General features: G+C 74.9%; 17 protein-coding genes. 10 read left to right on the plus strand and 7 right to left on the minus strand.

Going from position 1 to position 19,970, the window contains the following annotated elements; translation table 11 throughout:
• Window positions 1-50: 50 nt before the first annotated feature.
• Entirely contained in the window at window positions 51-731 is a 681-nt protein-coding gene (locus ACN26Y_RS22590) for a hypothetical protein (protein WP_155332201.1), read from the plus strand.
• Window positions 732-864: 133 nt separating this feature from the next.
• Window positions 865-1,476, plus strand: coding sequence for a dihydrofolate reductase family protein (locus ACN26Y_RS22595; protein ID WP_155332202.1), 612 nt, complete (start codon window positions 865-867; stop codon window positions 1,474-1,476).
• A gap of 26 nt (window positions 1,477-1,502) precedes the next feature.
• On the opposite strand, the gene ACN26Y_RS22600 is transcribed toward ACN26Y_RS22595, so the two are convergent.
• The 4 genes from ACN26Y_RS22600 to ACN26Y_RS22615 form a co-directional block, all read right to left on the minus strand.
• Window positions 1,503-1,958, minus strand: a complete 456-nt coding sequence (locus ACN26Y_RS22600) for an OsmC family protein (RefSeq protein WP_155332203.1) — start codon at window positions 1,956-1,958, stop codon at window positions 1,503-1,505.
• 136 nt (window positions 1,959-2,094) lie between these two features.
• Window positions 2,095-2,820: a nitronate monooxygenase gene (locus ACN26Y_RS22605; RefSeq protein ID WP_422733483.1), complete on the minus strand. Its 726-nt coding sequence runs from the start codon at window positions 2,818-2,820 to the stop codon at window positions 2,095-2,097.
• A 91-nt stretch (window positions 2,821-2,911) separates the two neighbouring features.
• On the minus strand, window positions 2,912-3,910 hold the full coding sequence (gene cydB, locus ACN26Y_RS22610; RefSeq protein ID WP_155332204.1) for a cytochrome d ubiquinol oxidase subunit II: 999 nt from the start codon (window positions 3,908-3,910) through the stop codon (window positions 2,912-2,914).
• A 13-nt stretch (window positions 3,911-3,923) separates the two neighbouring features.
• Complete coding sequence (locus tag ACN26Y_RS22615; RefSeq protein ID WP_155334250.1) at window positions 3,924-5,336, minus strand: cytochrome ubiquinol oxidase subunit I; 1,413 nt, start codon at window positions 5,334-5,336, stop codon at window positions 3,924-3,926.
• Window positions 5,337-5,513: 177 nt separating this feature from the next.
• Here ACN26Y_RS22615 and ACN26Y_RS22620 point away from each other — a divergent pair, with 177 nt between their 5' ends.
• Window positions 5,514-6,284 (plus strand): lysophospholipid acyltransferase family protein, encoded by a 771-nt coding sequence (locus ACN26Y_RS22620; protein ID WP_422733484.1) that lies wholly within the window; start codon window positions 5,514-5,516, stop codon window positions 6,282-6,284.
• Window positions 6,285-6,351: 67 nt separating this feature from the next.
• Here the strand turns inward: ACN26Y_RS22620 and ACN26Y_RS22625 are convergent, their stop codons facing one another.
• From ACN26Y_RS22625 to ACN26Y_RS22635, 3 genes are read right to left on the minus strand one after another with little or no spacing between them, the layout of a single operon-like run.
• Window positions 6,352-6,705, minus strand: coding sequence for a hypothetical protein (locus tag ACN26Y_RS22625; protein ID WP_155332206.1), 354 nt, complete (start codon window positions 6,703-6,705; stop codon window positions 6,352-6,354).
• 9 nt (window positions 6,706-6,714) lie between these two features.
• Window positions 6,715-8,406 carry a hypothetical protein gene (locus ACN26Y_RS22630; protein WP_155332207.1) on the minus strand — a complete coding sequence of 564 codons (1,692 nt, stop codon included), beginning with the start codon at window positions 8,404-8,406 and terminating at the stop codon, window positions 6,715-6,717.
• 5 nt (window positions 8,407-8,411) lie between these two features.
• The gene (locus ACN26Y_RS22635; protein WP_155332208.1) at window positions 8,412-9,089 is read right to left on the minus strand and encodes a hypothetical protein; all 678 of its coding nucleotides are present in this window, start codon (window positions 9,087-9,089) and stop codon (window positions 8,412-8,414) included.
• Between the two features lie 138 nt (window positions 9,090-9,227).
• Here ACN26Y_RS22635 and ACN26Y_RS22640 point away from each other — a divergent pair, with 138 nt between their 5' ends.
• The 7 genes from ACN26Y_RS22640 to ACN26Y_RS22670 all read left to right on the plus strand — a co-directional run bounded on the left by ACN26Y_RS22640 (window position 9,228) and on the right by ACN26Y_RS22670 (window position 19,946).
• Window positions 9,228-9,998, plus strand: a complete 771-nt coding sequence (locus tag ACN26Y_RS22640) for a glycerophosphodiester phosphodiesterase (protein WP_155332209.1) — start codon at window positions 9,228-9,230, stop codon at window positions 9,996-9,998.
• An 18-nt stretch (window positions 9,999-10,016) separates the two neighbouring features.
• A complete protein-coding gene (locus ACN26Y_RS22645) occupies window positions 10,017-11,405 on the plus strand; it encodes an MFS transporter (protein WP_155332210.1) in 1,389 nt (462 codons plus the stop codon).
• A 107-nt stretch (window positions 11,406-11,512) separates the two neighbouring features.
• Complete coding sequence (locus ACN26Y_RS22650; RefSeq protein ID WP_422733485.1) at window positions 11,513-12,223, plus strand: thymidine kinase; 711 nt, start codon at window positions 11,513-11,515, stop codon at window positions 12,221-12,223.
• 136 nt (window positions 12,224-12,359) lie between these two features.
• Entirely contained in the window at window positions 12,360-15,566 is a 3,207-nt protein-coding gene (locus tag ACN26Y_RS22655) for an FtsX-like permease family protein (protein WP_422733486.1), read from the plus strand.
• Complete coding sequence (locus ACN26Y_RS22660) at window positions 15,566-18,274, plus strand: ABC transporter permease (protein ID WP_155332213.1); 2,709 nt, start codon at window positions 15,566-15,568, stop codon at window positions 18,272-18,274. The genes ACN26Y_RS22655 and ACN26Y_RS22660 overlap by 1 nt, the downstream gene beginning before the upstream one ends.
• Window positions 18,271-19,248, plus strand: a complete 978-nt coding sequence (locus tag ACN26Y_RS22665) for an ABC transporter ATP-binding protein (protein WP_155332214.1) — start codon at window positions 18,271-18,273, stop codon at window positions 19,246-19,248. Before ACN26Y_RS22660 ends, ACN26Y_RS22665 begins: the two co-directional genes overlap by 4 nt.
• Window positions 19,248-19,946 (plus strand): ABC transporter ATP-binding protein, encoded by a 699-nt coding sequence (locus ACN26Y_RS22670; protein WP_155332215.1) that lies wholly within the window; start codon window positions 19,248-19,250, stop codon window positions 19,944-19,946. Before ACN26Y_RS22665 ends, ACN26Y_RS22670 begins: the two co-directional genes overlap by 1 nt.
• The last annotated feature ends 24 nt before the right edge of the window (window positions 19,947-19,970 follow it).

Here is a 19,970-nt window from a genome sequence, read left to right on the forward strand (position 1 = left end):
CCGGCTGGTATCAAGGGCTGCTGTCGGACAGGTGTACGGAAGAGGGCGTGATGACAGGGCAGGGTTTGTCCACCGAGGAGGTGGCGGGCATCCGGGAGGCGCTGGCCGCGGGCCGGAAGCCGAGGGTGGTGTTCACGGCGGCGGCGGGTCAGATCGCCGGGCAGGTGGGTCAGGTGGTGTCGTTGACCGACCCGGCGGTGTCGGACGAGTTCGTGGTGGTGCGGTTCGGGCGCGACGAGTTGCCCTTCTCCCCCGCCGACCTGGCGGTGGCGCCGCGCGGCGCGGGCCGCAAGGCGGCGGAGCCGAAGCCCACCGAGGAGCCGGCGGCGCCGGCGGAGCCGGAGTTCGTGTTGGACACTCCGGCGCCGCCGGCGCCGCGTCGCGCCGAGCCGGAGGCGGCGCCGCAGGTGGAGGCGGCGAAGCCGGCGCGGCGGGCGGTGAAGGCCGCCAAGCCGAAGGGGCCCGCGGGGCTGACGGTGACGCTGGCGTACGCCGAGGGCGAGTGGACGGTCGCGGCGCAGCAGGGCGCGAAGGTCCTCGCCAAGCCGTACGTGGTGAAGCCGGCGGAGGCGCTGCGCATGGTCGCGCTGGTGGACGTGCCGGGTGTACACGAGGCGGTCGAGCAGATCCTCGCGGCCGAGCGGGCCGACGCGGAGCGGCAGGCGGAGAAGCTGCGGGCGGAGCTGGCGGAGGTGGAGGCGCGGCTGGCGGAGCTGCGGGAGGCCGGCTGACGACAGCGTGCGCGGCACGGCGACGGATCGTTGTGACGTGAGTCACCGGCGTTGATGTCGGTTCGTGGCTCGTTCAGCCGTCGGGAAGGTGAGAGCCGGCGCGGGCCGGCCCGATCCCGAGGGAGACGTCACGATGCGACTCACGATCACCACGTTCCTGACCCTGGACGGCGTCATACAGGCGCCGGGTGGGCCGGACGAGGACCGCAGCGGCGGGTTCGACCTGGGCGGCTGGGGGGCGCCGCTCTTCGACGACTCGCTCGGCGCGTACATGGGCGAGGTCTTCACCCACGCCGACGGGTTCCTCCTCGGCCGCCGCACGTACGACATCTTCGCCGCCTGGTGGCCGCAGGTCACCGACCCGCGGGACCCGATCGCCGGGCCGCTGAACCGGCTGCCCAAGCACGTCGCCACCACCCGCGGCGACGAGCTGACCTGGCCGGGAACGCAGCGGCTGACCGGCGACCTGGCGACGGCGGTCGGCGACCTGAAGCGCCGCCCGGGCCGGGAGCTTCAGGTGCACGGCAGCGGCGCCCTCGCGCAGTCGTTGATGCGCGAGGGGCTGATCGACACGTACCGTCTGCTCATCTTCCCGGTCGTGCTCGGACGCGGCCGGCGCCTGTTCGCCGACGCAGTGCCGCCGGCCGGGCTGTGGCTGACCGACAGCCGGACCTCCGGCAGCGGGGTGACGATGCTGACCTACGACCACGCGGGCGCGCCGGAGTTCGGCACCGTCGGGGGCTGACGTGGGCCTGCCCGCCGCCCATCCGGTCAGGCCGCTGCCGTGACGGCGGGCTCGTGCCGGACGGGGAAGTTCACCGAGTTGGCGATGAAGCAGGCGCGGTGGGCGTCGGCGTGCAGCGCCGTGGCGGTCTCGACCATGTCCGGCCGTGCCACGGTGACCGTGGGACGCAGGACCACGTCGGTGAACCGGCCTGCGGCCATGGTGCCCGACGCGGTGTCGGTGTAGTCGGTGACGACGACACCGGCCTCGGCGCACAGGTGCAGGTACCACAGCATGTGGCACTGGGCCAGCGACGCGACGAGCAGCTGTTCCGGGTTCCAGCGGGCCGGGTCGCCCCGGAAGGTGGGGTCGGAACTGCCGGGGATGGGCGGCGGGCCGTCCGCGGTGACCAGGTGGTCGCGGTCGTAGTCGCGGTAGCCGCTGGTGCCGGTGCCGCGGTTGCCGGCCCACGTGACGGTGGTGCGGTAGTGGTGCTCGCGCATGGGCCCAGTCTGCCGGGCCGGTGTGACGGGCCACCAGACGTCCCCGGTCCGGAAGATCGACCCGATGCCGCTGGCATCGGGTCGATCGGCGCTCCGGGCAGCCGCGATGCCGCCGGCCGGGAGACGACCACCGGGGTCAGAGGGCGGCGGCGAGCCGGTCGACGACGGCGCCGGCCGGTCCGGTGCTGGCGCTGCGGTAGCCGGTGCCGGCCCACAGGTGCAGCCGGTCGGGGTCGCCCGCCGCGGCGGCGGCCGCCCGCATGCCCCGGGTGAGGTGGTGCACCGCCGGGTAGCCCAGCGGCGCCGTGGCCTCGTACCGCTCGACGAAGCCGTTGCGCAGGCCCCGGGCGGGCCGGCCGGTGAAGGCGCGGGTGATCACGGTGTGGTGCGGGCCGCGTCGGCGACGGCGTCGCGGTGGGTGCGGCTCGCTCCGCTCTCGTCGGTGCGCCGGGTCGGGCAGGCCGAAGGTGAAGCTGGCCACTGGCACCGGGTCGGCCAGCAGCAGGTCGATCTTGTCGCGCCAGTGGTCGTCGTCGTGCAGCAGCGGGGCGGCGGCCAGGTCGAGGCCGTACGGTCCGCCCTCGGCGGCGATCTGGCCGGCGTACCGGCGGAACTCCGCCTCGCCGATCTCGGGCGGGCCGGGCACGAACAGGTTCACCCCGCACGGCGTGCCGGCCGCCCGCAGCTCGGCCAGCTCGGCGGCGACCGCCTCGGGGGTCTTGTAGCCGGCCGCGACGAAGCCGAAGCCGCCGGCCGCCGCGACGGCCGACACCAGGGCGCACGTGGTGGCGCCCCCGGCCATCGGCGCGCCGACGACCGGCGTCGCACCGCTGACGAAGTCCGTCCACACGTCCCCGCTCACCGCCCCAGCGTAGGCCCGGCGGACACCTCCCAGGCCGCTGCCGCCGCGACGAGCGTCCCGGCCCGCCGCCGTGGCGGGCCGGGGCGTTCGGTCAGTGCTGCGGAATGTGCGCGACGCCGATGCGCTTGCGGAACACCCAGTACGTCCAGCCCTGGTAGGCGAGCACGACGGGGGTGAACACCACCGCCACCCAGGTCATGATCTTCAGGGTGTAGGGGGTGGAGGCGGCGTTGGCCGCGGTCAGCGTGCCGGCGGCGTCCAGCGTGGAGGGCAGGACGTTCGGGAACAGCGCCGCGAACAGGGTCGCCACGGCCAGGCCGATCGCCACGGCGGTGCCGGTGAAGGCCCAGCCCTCCCGGCGTACCCGGGCGGCGGCGAGACCACCGACCAGCGCCAGGGCGGCGCCGACGGCGAGGACGACGGCGGCGGCGCTGGAGCGGATCGTCAGCGTCCAGGTGAGGAACGCGACCGCGAGCACGGCGGTGGCCACGCCGAGGCGCACCGCGAGGGCGCCGGCGCGCTCGCGGACGTCGCCGACGGTCTTGAGGGCGATGAACACGGCGCCGTGGGTGAGGAACAGCGCGAGGGTGGTGGCGCCGCCGAGCAGGGCGTACGGGTGGAGCAGATCGAACAGGCCGCCGGCGTACTCGTGGTCGGCGGTCAGCGGCACGCCGCGCAGGATGTTGGCGAACGCGACGCCCCACAGGACCGCCGGCAGCAGGGAGCCCCAGAAGATGGCGGCGTCCCAGCGGCGCTTCCAGGACGCCTCGGGGCGCTTGTGGCGGTACTCGAAGGCCACGCCGCGGGCGATCAGGGCGAGCAGGATGAGCAGCAGCGGCAGGTAGAAGCCGGAGAACAGGGTGGCGTACCACTCGGGGAACGCGGCGAACATGGCGCCGCCGGCGGTGATCAGCCACACCTCGTTGCCGTCCCAGACCGGGCCGATGGTGTTGATGAGGACGCGGCGTTCGCGGTCGTCGCGGCCGAGGACGGGCAGCAGCATGCCGACGCCGAAGTCGAAGCCTTCGAGGATGAAGTAGCCGGTGAAGAGGACGGCGACGAGGAGAAACCAGACGGTCGTCAGTTCCACGTGGGGCTCCGGGTCAGTAGGCGAAGGCGAGCGGGCGCTCGGCGTCGTCGGTGTCGTCGGGCTCGGGGGCCGGGGTCAGGTCGGGTACGCCCGCCCGGGCGTAGCGGACGAGCAGCTTGAACTCGACGACGGCGAGGGTGGCGTAGATGAGCGTGAAGGCGGTGAACGAGGTGAGGACCTCGGCCAGCGACACGCTGCGGGAGACGCCGTCGCGGGTGAGCATCTCGCCGAAGACGATCCACGGCTGGCGGCCCATCTCGGTGAAGATCCAGCCGAAGGAGTTGGCGACCAGGGGCAGCAGCGGCATGACCAGGCCGGCGCGCAGCAGCCACCGGCTGGTGGGGGTGCGGCCCTTGCGGTGCGTCCAGAGCACCAGCAGGGCGATCGCGGCGGCGGCCAACCCGAAGGCGATCATGAACCGGAAGCTCCAGTAGGTGACCGGGATGATCGGGGTGTAGCTGCCGGCGCCGTACTGGGCGGTGTACTGGGCCTGCAGGTCGTTGATGCCCTGCACGGTGCCGTTGGGGTCGCCGGTGCCGAGGTACGACAGCAGGTACGGGATCTTGATGGCGAACAGCTCCCGCGTGCCGTCGAGGCTGCCGACGGTGAGCACGGAGAACGAGGCGGGGCTCTCGGTGGCGTACAGGCCCTCGGCGGCGGCCATCTTCATCGGCTGCACCTGGGTCATGATCTTGCCTTGGATGTCGCCGGTGATGACGACCGCGGCGGCGGCGACCAGCGTCACCCAGGATCCGAACTTGGCGGCGAACCGGTAGGCGGGGGTGTCGGCGGAGCCGCGGTTGCGGATCAGGTGCCACAGGGCCACGGCGACCAGCAGCGACCCGGCGACGAGGAATGCCCCGGCGATCGTGTGCGGGAAGGTGATCAGGGCGACCTTGTTGGTGAGCACGGCGACGAAGTCGGTCAGCTCGGCGCGGCCGGACTCGGGGTTGACGCGGTAGCCGACCGGGTTCTGCATGAACGAGTTCGCGGCGAGGATGAAGTACGCCGACAGGTTGGTGCCGATGGCGGCGGCCCAGATGCTGGCGAGGTGCAGCCGTTTGGGCAACCGGTCCCATCCGAAGATCCACAGGCCGATGAAGGTGGACTCGAGGAAGAACGCCACGAGGGCCTCGATGGCGAGGAACGAGCCGAAGACGTCGCCGACGAAGCGGGAGTAGTCGCTCCAGTTCATGCCGAACTGGAACTCCTGCACGATGCCGGTGACCACGCCCATCGCGAAGTTGATCAGGAAGAGCTTGCCGTAGAACTTGGTGAGCTTGAGGTACTTCTCGTCGCCGGTGCGGTGCCACAGGGTCTGGAGGATGGCGACCAGCACGGACAGGCCGATGGTCAGCGGGACGAAGAGGAAGTGGTAGACGGTGGTGACACCGAACTGCCAGCGGGCGACGTCCAACGCGTCCACCTGGAAACCCCCAGCCATGCGTACTACGAGACGTAGTAAATACTACTGCTCGTCGTAGGCGTTTCGGCAGGGTCGAGGGGCCCGAAGCGGTCCGGGACCAATGACCTTGATCACCCCGGCCGGTCGGCCCGGGGCGGGACCCGTCCTCACCCCCTCGCGTGCGACCATTGCGCGCTGATGGACACCACGCACTCCCGCTGGCGCCCGCCACTGATCTGGCGGGCCGCCCAACTGCTCGCCCGCGCCGCGGTCGGCGCCCTGGCCCGGCTGGAGGTCACCGGGGAGGTGCCGGCGCACCTGCGCCGCGGCCCCCTCGTGCTGGCCGCCAACCACATCAGCCCGTTCGACCCGATCGTGCTGGCCGCCGCGACCCGCGCCGCCGGCGTCGCCCCGCGGTTCATGGCCACCGGCGGGCTGTTCCGCGCCCCGGTCGTCGGGGCGGCGATGCGCCGCGCCGGGCACATCCGCGTCGAACGGGGCACCAGCGCCGTGCACAAGGCCCTCGACGACGCCGCCGCGGCGGTGGCCGGCGGATCGGCGATCCTCGTCTACCCGGAGGGGCGGATCGGCCTGGATCCCGGCCTGTGGCCCGAGCGCGGCAAGACCGGCGTCGCCCGCCTCGCCCTCGCCTGCGGCGCACCGGTGCTCCCGGTCGCCCAGTGGGGCTCGCACGAGGTGCTCCCCTACCGCACCCCGAAGGGCCTGCTGCCCGGCATCGCCCGGGCTCTGCTGCGCCGGCCGGTGGTGCGGGTGCACTTCGGCGCGCCGGTCGTGCTCACCGACCTGACGTACGGCACGCCGGGCGCCGCCCGCCGCGGCACCGACCGGATCATCGACGCGATCACCGACATCCTGGCGCCGCTGCGGCCGGACGAGCCCGACCGGCCCCGCCACGTCGACCCCGGGCGGCCCGTCGACACCAGCCGCGCCCACCGCCGCCGCCGCTGACCGCCGTCCACCTTCCTGCCGGTGGCCCGGCGTGCGCGGCTCGCGGCCGGCGTGGACCGGCTCGCCCTCAGGCCGCCTGGACCGCCCTGACCACCTCGGTCACGGCAGCCGCGACCGGTGCGACCGGCGCGGCGAGGGCGGCGAGGCGGTGCAGCAACGCCTCGACCCGCGCCGGCCGCGGATCCGGGCGGGACAGTTCCTCGCGCACCTGCGCCGCCACCGCCACGGCCGGCTCCGGCAGGTCACCGCGGTGCCGGTCGACGAGCTCCACCAGCTGCCGCACCAGGGCCGCCACGTCGACCGCCGCCGGCGCCGTGGCGTGCAGGCTCCCCCCGGACGCGTACGCCCCGGGGCCGACCGCCTGGTTGCCCACCTGGCTGACCCCGCCCGACTGCTGGATCCCGTAGTTGATCTCCGTCATGTCCCGTCCTCACTCGCTGCGGGGCCGCCCACCGCGCGGCGCGGGCACCTGCTCCGCCCGCTGCTCGGCCCGAGCTCCCGTGCCCACCGCCTGGTTACCGACCACACTGAGCCCGCCGGTCTGGATCACCCCCTGGTTGAGGATCATGGTCTGCCGGCTGCGGAACTCGGCGGTGTCCACGCCCCGCTCGTCGAGGAAGTCCACGATGGCGGCCAGCACGTGCCGTTCCACCACCTTCAGGTGCTTGGCGGCGTCCAGCACCTGGAAGTAGTTGTGGTAGCCGGACCCGGCCGCCAACTCCCGCACGCCGGCCCGGGCCCCGTAGTCGTAGCCGAGATCCTCCCGGGCCAGCCGCCGTGCCCGCGCCCGCCTGCGGTGGTGGCGCAGCACCCGCACCGCGTCCCCGGTCAACCGCAGCGGCGCGCCGAGCGCCGTCCGCAGCAGCCCCTCCGCGCCGCTGGCGAGCAGCTGCGCGAACTGGCTCGCCGGCAGCCACTCGGTCAGCCGGTCCACGTCGTGGTGCTCCCACCTCGGCGGCTCCACCAGAGTGCGTGCGCACTCCAGGTAGAGCACCCGGCCGTCGGTGGAGAAGTGCAGGAAGGTGCCGGCCACCACCTCGCCGCCCCAGGACGGCACCAGCGCGCACAGGTAGTGCCGGGCCGCGCCCCGGGGACGGGCGGCCACCCGGCGGACCTCCTCGTCGGTCCAGTGCTGCCGCGGCGTCCGCTCCCGGTCGGGCAGCAGGCGCGCGTCGTCGGTGAGCATCCGCCCCCCGACGAAGATCCGGTCCTCCAGCAGCAGGTCCGGCAGCCGGTCGGCGTCCGGGCCGTCCCGCCCCACCGCCGCCAGCCGCGACCGGACATGGTCGATCAGGTCCAGCACCGCGAACGGCACCGGCTCGTCCGCCGCGGCGGCCCCGGCCGGCGCAGCGGGCAGCACCGACCCGGGCCCGGCCGGCACGATCGGCAGGGCGAACGACCACCCGGCCACCGGCGTGCCGTGCCCCACGAACGGGACGTACCCGCTGTAGACCGTGACGTTGCCCCGCTGCGCCTCGTCGACGGCGGCCAGCCGGGCGGCGTACCGGCCGTCGCGGGAGGTGTCCGGGGACGCCGGGCGGAACCGGCCGCGCCGGAGCCGGGTCACCAGCAGCCGCCGGGTGCCCAGCAGGTGGACCACGACCACCAGGTAGGCGACCACGCCGAACGGCAGGGCCAGCACCGGCCGGCCGACCAGCCAACCGGGCAGCCCGGTCCGCTCCTGCTCCGCGCCGGCCACGCCCTGCAGCTGCACCAGCAACATCAACGCGATCAACGCCACCGAGACCAGGGCAAGCACCGGCCCGAGCGCACCCTGCCGGGTCGGCCGGAACGGGGCCAGCCGCGTGCCGAGCACCATCGCCGCGCCGGCCAGCAGGGTCCACAGCGGCGAGAGCAGCACCGCGGCGCCGCCGGCGAGCAGCAGCCACCCGTCCCGACGGACGCGTCGACCGCGGGCGTGCAGGCAGTGCCGCAGCACCGACGTCAGGTCGAAACCCACCGACGGCGCGACGGCGCGCAGGTCGTCCTCGAGCACCTCGGCCAGCGCCCGCTCGGCGAAGGCCTCGTCGGTGTGCGCGGCCGCGCACAGGTAGCGGGTCGCCTCACTGCCCGCCTCCGGCGCAGCGGCCGTCCGCTTCGGCCGCACGTCCTCCCGGAGCATGCGCGTCACCTCCGTTCCACTGTCGCAGGGTCACCGGTCGGGGCCGGCCGCAACAGGGGCAGCACCCACGCCAGGAACACACCCAGCACGAAGCCGGCGTGCACCCCGTCGGCCAGCGCGCCCCGCACGTACTGCGGCCGGTCGTAGCCGTAGACGTCACCCGCGCCCAGCAGCACGAGCAGGACGACTCCGCCGGCGGCCGCCAGCGCGCCGCCGGCCACCGGCGCGGCGAACACGGCCAGCGCGCGGTGCACCGGCGACGGCGCCGGTACGGCGGCGGCCAGCCGGCGCAGCAGCCACACCGTGACCAGGACGAACACCAGCGTCCGGGCGTTCTGCGCCAGCCAGAACGGCAGCTGGCGGTCGTCGGTGATCCGCACCTCCCAGCGCAGTGCGAGCAGCGCGGACAGGATCATCTCGCCCGGGGCGGCGACGAGCGCGGCGAAGCCCTCGGCGTCCGACAGGTCGAAGCGCCACTCGGTCAGCGGCCGGGACACCCACGGGTTGCCGGCCGCCAGGACCAGCAGCACGACCACCCGGGCGGCGAGCGGGAGCCCGCCGCCCGGCGGCGGTGCCGGTGGCACCGCGGGCGGTGGCAGCGGATCCAGCGGTGCTCTGGTGAGCGGGCCGGGTGGGGTCGGCGGCTCCGCGCGGCCCGGCCCGGACGGCGTCCACGAGACCATGCGCCCATCATCGTCGGCGGCGCAGCCATCGTGATCGTTACTGTCCGACATGCGGCAGTTACCGCGGCGGCCGCGGCGTCACGTCCCGGCCGCCGGCCGGTCACCGGCGCGCCGCCGGCGCCCGGCATACTCCCTCGCGTGTTGACCGCCCCGCACCCCTACCTGGACGCGCCCGCGCCCCTCGCGTTCGCCCACCGCGGCGGCGCCGCCGACGGCGACGAGAACACCGCCGCGGCGTTCGCCCGGGCCGTCGAACTCGGCTACCGGTACGTCGAGACCGACGTGCACGCCACCGCCGACGGCGTCGCGGTGATCTTCCACGACGCCACGCTGCGGCGGGTCACCGGCGAGGCCGGCCGCATCGCCGACCTGCGGTGGGCCGACCTGGCGACGGTGCGGGTCGGCGGGGAGGCGGTGGTGCCGCGGCTGGACGAGGTGCTCGACGCGTGGCCGCAGGTGCGGTTCAACGTCGACGTCAAGGCCGACCGGGGCGTCGAGCCGGCCGTGACGACCGTGACCCGGTCCGGCGCCGCGGACCGGGTGCTGCTGGCCTCGTTCAGCGACGCCCGACTGACCCGGATGCGGGCGCTCACGCAGGGACGGGTGGCCACCAGCCTCGGCATGCGCGGCGTGGCCCGGCTGCGCATGGCGTCACTGACCGGCCGGCCGCTGCGGCTGCCGGAGTCGGTGGTCGCCGCGCAGGTGCCGGTCCGGTACGGGCGGGTACGGGTGACCGACCGGCGGTTCCTCGCCTACTGCCACCGCATCGGGCTGCAGGTGCATGTCTGGACGATCGACGAACCTGCCGAGATGCACGAGTTACTGGACCTCGGCGTGGATGGCATCATGACCGATCACGTCGGCGTGCTGCGCGACGTCTACCGCAGCCGCGGCCACTGGGCCGCCTGACCCGCCCGAAGGACCGCGATGGCCACCTTCCCCGCCACCACCGTGGACGACGTTCCCGCACCGTCGAGCACCCGTCGCGAACGCACCGGCTGGTACTTCTACGACTGGGCGATGTCGGCGTTCTCCACCACCGTCATCACCGTGTTTCTCGGGCCGTTCCTCACCACGGTCACCGAGCTCGCCGCCGGCTGCGAACTGGGCGCGGACACCTGCTCCGGGCACGTGTACCCGCTGGGGATCAAGGTGGCGGCCGGGTCGTACTTCCCGTACCTGGTGTCGCTGTCGGTGTTCCTCACCGTGTTCGTGCTGCCGGTGGTCGGGGCGGTCGCCGACCGGTCGGTGCACAAGAAGCGGCTGCTGGCCGCGGCGGCGTTCACCGGCGCCGGCGCCACCGTGGCGATGCTGTTCGTCACCGGCGACCGGTACCTGCTCGGCGGCGCCCTGTTCCTCGTCGCCAACATCGCCTTCGGCGCCGGCGTGGTCGTCTACAACTCGTTCCTGCCGCAACTCGGCGGCCCCGACGACCGCGACGGCATCTCCAGCCGCGGCTGGGCCCTGGGCTACCTCGGCGGCGGCCTGCTGCTCGCGCTGAACCTGGTCGCCGTGCAGAGCCTCGACAACGGGCAGCCGGAACGCACCCTGGACCTGGCCCGCTGGTCCATCGTGTCGGCCGGGCTGTGGTGGGCGCTGTTCACTCTGGTACCGCTGCGCTGGCTGCGGGAGCACCCCACGCCGGCCGCGCTGCACGGCGGCGGCAACGTCCTCACCGACGGGTTCCGGCAGCTCGGGCGTACGCTGCGGCAGCTGAAGGCGTACCCGCTGACGCTGTTCTTCCTGCTGGCGTTCCTGGTCTACAACGACGGCATCCAGACCGTGATCGCCCTGGCCAGCCAGTACGGCACCGAGGAGCTGCGGCTGGGGCAGAGCACGCTGATCGTCACCATCCTGCTGGTGCAGTTCCTCGCCTTCGGTGGCGCGCTGCTGCTCGGCGCGCTCGCCCGGCGCATCGGCGCGTGGAAGACCGTCCTGCTGAGCCTGGTGCTGTGGACCGGCGTGATCCTCGGCGCGTTCCGGCTGCCCGCCGAGGCGCCGCTGCCGTTCATGGCCCTCGGCGCGGCCATCGGCCTGGTGCTCGGCGGCAGCCAGGCGCTGAGCCGGTCGCTGTTCAGCCAGCTCATCCCCGCCGGCCGGGAGGGCGAGTACTACGGCTTCTACGAGATCAGCGACAAGGGCACGAGCTGGCTGGGGCCGCTGGCGTTCGGCCTGGTGTTCCAGCTCACCAACTCCTACCGGGTGGGCCTGGTCTCCCTGCTGATCTTCTTCGTGGTCGGGTTCGTACTGCTGCTGGCGGTGCCGATGCGCCGGGCGATCGTGGCCGCCGGGAACACGCCGCCGCGCGTGCTGTAGGGGCAGACGGAGGACCGGGACCGGACCCGCGCGGACCGCACCCCGGCGCGGCCCGAACTGGATCATGCGGCCGAACGAGGACCGTCGATGGATTATGCTGCCCGACCGTGACCGACGACGCCGCTGCCCCGACCTGCCTGGCACGCCCGCTGCCCGGCCCCGACGAGCAACCCGCCAGCTGCGCCGCCGCCCGTGCCGTCGACGGGCGCCCGCTGCACGCCGCGGCGCTGCGGTTCTACTGGGGGCCGATGGACTGCGGCAAGTCCACCATGGCGTTGCAGATGAACCACAACCACGCCCGGCAGGGCCGCCGGGGCCTCGTCACCACCCGCATCGACCGGTCGCTTGGCCCGCAGGTCACCACCCGCATCGGGCTGGCCCACGAGGCCGTCGAGGTCACCGACGACCTGGACCTGCGCACCCTGGTACGCGACACATGGGCCGAGGGCGTCCGCGTCGACTACCTCATCTGCGACGAGGCGAGCTTCTACAGCGTCGCGCACGTCGAGCAGATGGCCGAGCTCGTCGACAGCTACGACGTCGACGTGTACGCGTTCGGCCTGGCCACCGACTTCCGGTCGTGCCTGTTCCCCGCCGCGCAGCGGCTGTTCGAACTCGCCGACCAGGTGGCCCGCATCCAGGTCGAGGTGTTGTGCTGGTGCGGCCGGGAAGGGCTGCTCAACGCCCGCGTGGTCGACGGCCGGGTGGTCCGGGAGGGCGCCCAGGTCGTCATCGGCGACACCGTCGACACCGCCGAGGTCCGCTACCAGGTGCTCTGCCGCCGCCACTACCGCGCGGGGGACCTCGGCCCGCGCTGACCCGGCGCCGGGGCGGACCGCGTTGGACACGGTTTGATCACGGCGCGAACCTTTCCGGAACCCTCGCCCCTCTCACGCACGACGGGACGGCGACCGGCGCCGCCCCGCCCTGCGCGTACGGGGGGTACACCACGACATGAGGCTCGCGTTACGACGGGCCCGCGGGGCCAGGGGACTGCTCCTCGCCGCGGCCGGGGCGACCCTGGTGGCCACCGCCGCCCTCACCGGCCTCGCCGCCTACAACGACGACGTCGTCGCCTCCGGCACCGCCAGCGTGCTGACCGAGGCCACCGCCGAGGAACGGTCGATCCTGGTCCGCGGCCCGGCCGGCGGCACCGCCGAGGCCCTGCGGGAGCGGGACACCACCCTGCGGGAGCACGTCACCGCGCACCTGCCCGGCCTGGACCCGACGGTGACCGCCGCCGGGTACGCCGCCGGCCGCCAGTTGCGCGGCGACACCGGCTCGGCGGTCGGCGACGCGGGCGGAACCGTCTACGCGTCGGTGATGTTCCTCGACGACCTGGCCGCGCACGCCCGGCTCACCGCCGGCGCCTGGCCGCAACCGGGCGCCGGCCCGGTGCAGGCCGCCCTCGCCGCGCCCGCCGCCGCGGTGCTGGGCGTCGACGTCGGCGACCGGGTTCCGGTCACCGACGGCTTCACCGGCCGGGTCACCCAGGTCACCGTGGTGGGCCTGTTCACGCCCATCGACCCGGCCGACACGTACTGGCGGCTCGCTCCGGAGGCGGCCACCGGCACCCTGCCCCAGTCGGCCACGTACGGACCGTTCACCGTGCACCGCGACGACTTCCTCGCCGGTTTCCGCACCAACGCCTCCGCCGGGTGGCTGGTCGAGCCGGACCTGCGCGGTGTCACCGGCGGCGCCGCCCTCGACCGGCTCGCCGACGGCGTCACCAGGGTCGCCGCCACCGCGCCCCGCGAGGCCGGCCTCGGCGACTCCGGCACCGCCCTCACCACCCTCGACGACCTGGTGCAGCGCCTGCAACGGGCCACCCTGGTCGGGCGGTCCGCCCTGGTCACCCCCATGCTGCTGGTGGTCGTGCTCGGCGGGTACGCGCTGCTGCTCGTCGCGCTGCTGCTCACCGAGCACCGCCGTGCGGAGACCGCGCTGCTGCGCGCCCGGGGCGCCGCCCGAGCCCAACTCGCCGGGCTCGCCGCCCGGGAGGCGGCGCTGGTCGTCCTGCCCGCCGCCGTGCTGGCACCCCCGCTGGCGGCGCGGCTGCTCGCGTACGCCGAACGGGTGCCCGCCCTGGCCGCGGTGTCGGCGGGGCCGGGCGCCACCCTGACCGGCCCGCTGTGGCCGGTCGCGGCCCTCGCCGCCGCCGGCTGCCTGGTGGCCATGCTGGTGCCCAGCCTGCGCGGCGGCGGCACCTACGTCGCCGACCTGGCCAGCCGGTCCCGGCCCAGCCGCCGCGGCCTGGTCCAGCGCGCCGGCGTCGACGTCGTACTGGTGGCACTGGCCGTCCTGAGCTGGTATCAGCTGCGCCAGTACTCGTCGCCGCTGTCCCGCAGCCGCTCCGGTGCCCTGGACGTGGACCCGCTGCTGGCCGCCGCGCCCACCATCGGCGTGCTGGCCGGCGCGGTGCTCGCCCTGCGGCTGCTGCCGCCGCTGACCCGGCTGGCCGAGCGGTGGGTGGACCGCAAACCCTGGACCGCCACCATCCTCGGCACCTGGCAGGCGGGGCGACGCCCGCACGCCGGCCCGGTGCTGCTGCTCGCCCTCGCCGTCGCGGTCGCCACCCTCGCCTGGACCCTCAGCAGCACCTCGCAGCAGTCGCTCGACGACCAGGCCGGCCACCGCGTCGGCGCCGACCTGCGGTTGACCGAGCTCAACGGGTCCGCCCCGGACGACCGGGCCGACCAGTTCGCCGCGGTACCCGGCGTCGAGGCGGTCCTGGCGACCTGGCGGGAGACGATCCGGATCGGGCCGGACAACGCGCCGGCGTCGGTGGTGGCCTGGGACGCCGGCGCCGCCGAACCGGTGGTGCGGATGCGCCCGGACCTGGCCGGCGGTTCGGCCACCGAGCTGTTCGGCGACCTCGGGCGGGCTCGGGTCACCGCCCCACACGCCGAACTGCCCGCCGGCGCCCGTACGCTCACCGGCCAGCTGCTGGTGCAGGGCAGCGACCTGACCGCGCGGGTGCGCAGCCACGCCGTGCTCGTCGAGCCGCACGGCGGGCACCGGCGGTTGTTGCTCGCCGACGTCCCGGCCGGCGAGCCGGTCCGGTTCTCCGTGGACCTTCCGGCCGGTGCCGGCCCGTGGCGGCTGGCCGGCTTCACCGCCGAGACGGTGGGTTCCCCGGCGGCGTCCGTGGACTGGCGGCTGACCGACCTCCGGGCCGGCACCGATGCCACGACGGGCACCAGGGTCGACCTCGGCGGCGCCGGGAGGTGGCAGGTGCTGAACCGGGGCGGGCCCGTCGCCAGCTACAACGCCGACGGTGACGGGCTGACCGTCCACTACACGCGCAGCGCGCAGGCCGGCGCGTGGAGTATCGGCGGCCTGTCGGCGGTCCAGTTCGCCATCGCACCGCCCGTAGCGGCGAAGCCGGTGCCCGTGGTGGCCACCCCGCCGGCGCTCGCCGCTCTGCGGCTCGACGTCGGCGCGCAGACCCGGCTCGTCCTCGGTGGCACCGAGGTCGACGTCCGCTTCGTCGACGTCGCGGAGTCGGTTCCGGGCGGCACCGAGAGGGCCGCCTTCCTGGTCGACCTACCGTCACTGAGCACCCGGGTGTTCCACAGCAACGGCCTCGTCCGATCACCGCAGGAGTGGTGGCTGACGGTCCGGCCGGCACAGCGCGAGCAGGCGGCGACGGCCGTCGGCGCGCTCGGCGGCCTGACCGTCCTCGACCGGGGGCGGATCACCGCCGAGCTGGCACGGGAACCGTTCGGCGTCGGCGCGCGGGGGGCGTTGTTCGCCGCGGCCCTGGCCGCGGTGCTGCTCGCCGCGGTCGGCGTCGCCGTGGACGTCAGTGCGACCGCCCGCCGGCGCGCCACCGAACTGGCGGTCCTGCACACGCTCGGCGCCGGACACCGCCTGGTGGCCCGCTCGCTCCTGGCCGAACAGGGGCTCCTGGCCGGGATGGGCGTGCTGGTCGGCCTGTTCGTCGGGGTGGGTGTCGCCGCGACGATGGCCCCGCTGGTGATCCTCACCCCCGCGGCGCAGCGACCCGACCCGCCGCCGCTGCTGCACGTGGACTGGCCGCCGATCGTCGCCACCGGCGTCGGCCTGCTGCTGCTCGCGCTGGCCTTCAGCGCGGCCGTCTCGTTGACCATGCGACGCCGCCTGGCCGGCAGCCAGCTGCGCATCGGGGAGGAGCGATGATGGCGGGGAGGGTGGTGCGGCGGCTGCGGGTGCTGGCCGCGCACGCGGGCCTGCTGGCCGGGCTGGGGCTGGTGGCGGCGGTGCTGCTCACCGCCACCCCCCGGCTGGTCAACCACTACGCCGACCGGGCGCTGCGCGCGGACGTCGCCGCCGAGCCGTACCTGGTCCGCGATCTGTCGATCGTCACCACCACGCTGCCGGACAGCTCGTTCGCCGCCGCCGCCGGTGAGCGCGACCTGAACCGGTACGCGGCCGCCCTGCCGCAGCCGCTACCCCGGCTGGTCGGCCCGAGCTGGTACTTCGCCGCGTTCAACCCCGACCGCCTGATCGCGACCGGCGACAGCCCGCCGATGAACGGCGGCGCCCCCAAACAGATCGGCCTGTACGCCCAGACCGGCCTGCAGGAGGCCGCGGTGCTGCGGGCCGGGCGGTGGCCCGCCTCCACCCGCGGGCAGGCCCAGGTCGCCGTCTCCGAGCCGGTCGCCGAGCTGCTCGCCCTGCGGCCCGGCACGCCGATCCGGTTCACCGGCTCCCGGGGCGGTACACCCGCCCAGGCCGTGGTGTCCGGAGTCTTCGCCGCCCGCGACGGCAGCGACCCGGCCTGGGAAGGTCTGAAGCTGGCCCTGGACCCGGTGGCGCCACAGAACGACGGTGATCCGTACCTGGCCGTCGCGGTCACCGACTGGGCCGGCATCGACGCCGTGGCCAGGCAGAACACCACCGAGGTGAGCTACGGCTGGCGGTACCGGATCGACGAGCGGCGGTTGGACGCGTCCGACCTCCCGGCGGTCATCTCGGCCGTGGGCCAGGCCCGGCGCACCGAGTTCGAGCGGTCCAGCGCCGTGGCCACCTCGCTGGACGTGGTACTGACCCGGTTCACCGAGCAGCTGCGTTCGGCGCGGGGGCTGCTCGCCGTCGTGCAGGCCGGCCTGGTGGCCAGCCTGCTGGGGCTCATCGTCCTGGCGGCCCGGCTCGCGGTGCAACGCCGCCACGACGAGTTGGCGCTGCTGCGTGCCCGCGGCGCCGCGCTGGCCGGCATCGGCGGCTGGACCCTGGCCGAGGCGGTGCTCGTGCAACCCGTCGCGGTGCTGGCCGGCGTCCTCGTCGGCGCCCAGGTGCCGGGCCGGGCCGACGGCGTCACCTGGCCGCTTCTGCTGCTGCTGGCGCTGCTCACCGCCGGGGTGGTGCCGGTGCTGGCGATGGCCGGGCACCGGCGGATCGGCGTCGTCGCCGCGCGTAAGGACCTGACCCGGGCCCGGCCGTCGGCGCGGCGGTTGACGGTGGAGGCGACCGTGCTGCTGGTGGCGGTGGCCGGGGTGCTGCTGCTGCGTCGCCGCGGGCTCATCGCCGCCGACGGCGTGGACGCCTACCTGTCCTCGGTGCCGGTGCTGGTGGCGGTCGCCGCGGCGCTGGTCGCGCTGCGGGTGCTGCCGTGGCCGCTGCGGCTGGTGGATCGGGTGGCCGCACGGGCCCGCGGTGCCCTGCTGTTCCTCGGGGCGGCGCGCGCCGGCCGGGGCGCGCCGGTGACCCTCGGACCGCTCGCGGTGCTGATCGTCGCGGTGAGCACCGGGGTGTTCGGAGCGGTGGTGGCCACCACCGTGGACGAGGCACGGGACCGGGCCAGCACCCTGACCGTGCCGGGCGACGCGTGGCTGACCGGGTACGCCTTCGCGCCGGACAGCGCCGAGCGGCTGGCTCGCGTGTCCGGTGTGGAGGAGGTGGCGCGGGTGTGGGCGGAGTCCAACCGGCGGGTGCTCTCGGACGCCGGCCCGCGGGCACGGCTGCTCGGCCAGGCCCGGGTGCTGGTGGTCGACGCGCCCGCGTTCGCCCGGGTGGCGCAGCGCAGCGGCGTTGACGTCGACGTGCCCGCCGCGCTGCGCGCCGCCGCACGCGGCGACGGGCCGGTGCCGGCGGTGGTCTCCCCGCAGGTCGCGAAGCTGCTCGCCGGCGGCGGGGCGGCCGACGTGCAGAACCGGCTCTACGAGTTCAGCGTCGCCGCCGTGGCGGAGCAGTTCCCCGGGGTGGGGCTGGGCAGCGAACGGTTCGTGGTCCTGCCGTGGCAGGCGTTGCCCGAGTACGCGGCCACCCCGATCGTTCCCAACCGGTATCTGATCGCCGGGACGGACATCGACGTGTCCCGGCTGGTGCAGGTCGCCGACGACGAGCAGCGATCCTGGCAGGCGGCGGTGCTCGGCGCCGAGGTGAACCGGCCGGAGCTGCCGGCGCGGCTGCAGACCTGGGAGGCGTACCGGGAAGGGCTGGACCGCACCGGCGCCAACGAGGTGCTCACCTTGGCGTTCGCGGCGGGCGCGGCCGGCGGCACCGCGCTGGCGCTGCTCGCGGTCGGGTTCGCGGTGGTCGCCGACGCCGCGGGCCGGGGCCGGGTGCTGTCCCGGCTGCGCACGATGGGGCTGTCCGGTGCTCAGGGGCGGCGGCTGCTGGTGTACGAACTCGTGCCGCTGGTGGTCGTCGCGGCGGTGGCCGGAGCGACGGTCGGGGTGGCGCTGCCGCGACTGCTCGGGGATTCCCTCGGGCTGTCGGCGTTCACCCCCGGGGTGGCCGTGCGGGACCACCTGGACCCGCTGGTGGTGGGCGGGGTGCTGGCCCTGGTGGCGGTCGGCCTGCTGGCCGGGCTGGCCGTGGAGAATCTGGCGAACCGCCGGATGCGTCTCGGTGAGGTGCTCCGGGTGGGAGAGGAGAACTCATGACTGCGGTCGAGGAGAAGGCACCGGACCTCGCGACGCTGCAACGGCGGGCGGCGGAACGCGCCGCCGCCCGCGCCGGTGGCGCCGACCGGCTGCGCGGGCACATCGTCTGCGACGGGCTGGTCCGCATCTTCACCACCGAGGGCGTCGAGGTCGTCGCGTTGCAGGGGCTGGACCTGGTGGTCGACCGGGGCGAGCTGGTCGCCATCGTCGGCGCGTCCGGGTCGGGCAAGTCGACCGTGCTGAACATCCTGTCCGGGCTGGACGTGCCGACCGCCGGCATCGCCCGCGTCGCCGGCTACGACCTGCTCACCATGTCGGCGAAGAAGCGGCTGCGCTACCGCCGCCACACCGTCGGGTTCGTGTGGCAGCAGACCGGACGCAACCTGCTGCCGTACCTGACCGCGCGGGAGAACGTGGAGCTGCCGATGCGGCTGGCCGGGCGGCGCGGGCGGGGGCTGCGCCGGCGCGCGGACGAGCTGCTGGACCTGGTCGGGGTGGGCTACTGCGCGGACCGCCGGCCGGGGCAGATGAGCGGCGGTGAGCAGCAGCGCTGCGCGATCGCGGTGGCCGTCGCCAACGACCCGGAGGTGCTGTTCGCCGACGAGCCGACCGGGGAGCTGGACGAGGCGACCGCCGGGGAGGTGTTCGCCGCGCTGCGCACCATCAACGCCGAGCTCGGCGTCACGATCGTGGTGGTCACCCACGACCACCAGGTCGCCTCCCAGGTCCGCCGGACGGTGGCGATCCGCGACGGCCGCACCGCCTCGGAGGTGCACCGCTCGTCCCGCATCGGCGCCGACGGTGTCGAGGAACTGGTCACCGAGGAGTACGCGGTGCTGGACCGGGCCGGCCGCATGCAGCTGCCGGCGGCGTTCGTCGACGCCCTGGCGCTGCGCGATCGGGTGCGGCTCAACCTGGAGCCGGACCACGTGCAGGTGCGGCCCGGCGTGGACCCGAGGACGGAGGACAAGTGATGGGCGACGAGCTGGTACGCGTCGAGGGGGTCAGCCGCGACTACGGCAGCGGCGACCGGGTGGTGCACGCCGTGCGCGAGGTGTCCTTCACCGCCGGCCGCGGGGAGCTGGTGGCCATCCGGGGCCGCTCCGGCGCCGGCAAGACGACCCTGCTCAACCTGATCGGCGGCCTGGACACGCCCACCGCCGGGCGGATCCACGTCGCCGGGCACGAGGTGACCTCCGCCGGCGAGCGGGAACTGCTGGAGCTGCGCCGGGACACCATCGGTTTCGTGTTCCAGTCGTTCGGGCTGATCCCGATCCTGTCCGCGGCGGAGAACGTCGGGATGCCGATGCGCCTGGCGAAGGTGCCCGCCGCCGAACGGGAGCAGCGGGTGGCGGTGCTGCTGGAACTGGTCGGCCTCGGGGGGCACGCGGCGCAGCGCCCGTACGAGATGTCCGGCGGGCAGCAGCAGCGCGTGGCGATCGCCCGCGCGCTGGCCAACGACCCGCCGCTGCTGGTCGCCGACGAGCCGACCGGTCAGCTCGACTCGGAGACCGGCCGGTCGGTGATGGATCTGCTGCGGGCGCTCGTGCACGCCCGGGGGATGACCGCTCTGGTGGCCACCCACGACCCGACGCTGATGGAGCTGGCCGACCGGGTGCTGGTGCTGCGCGACGGCCGGCTGGTCGAGGCGGGCGAGCCGGTGCCGGCCTGACCGCGCAGCCGGTGCCGGCCTGAC

The organism is Micromonospora sp. WMMD558 (assembly GCF_049315255.1).
Classification (GTDB): domain Bacteria; phylum Actinomycetota; class Actinomycetes; order Mycobacteriales; family Micromonosporaceae; genus Micromonospora.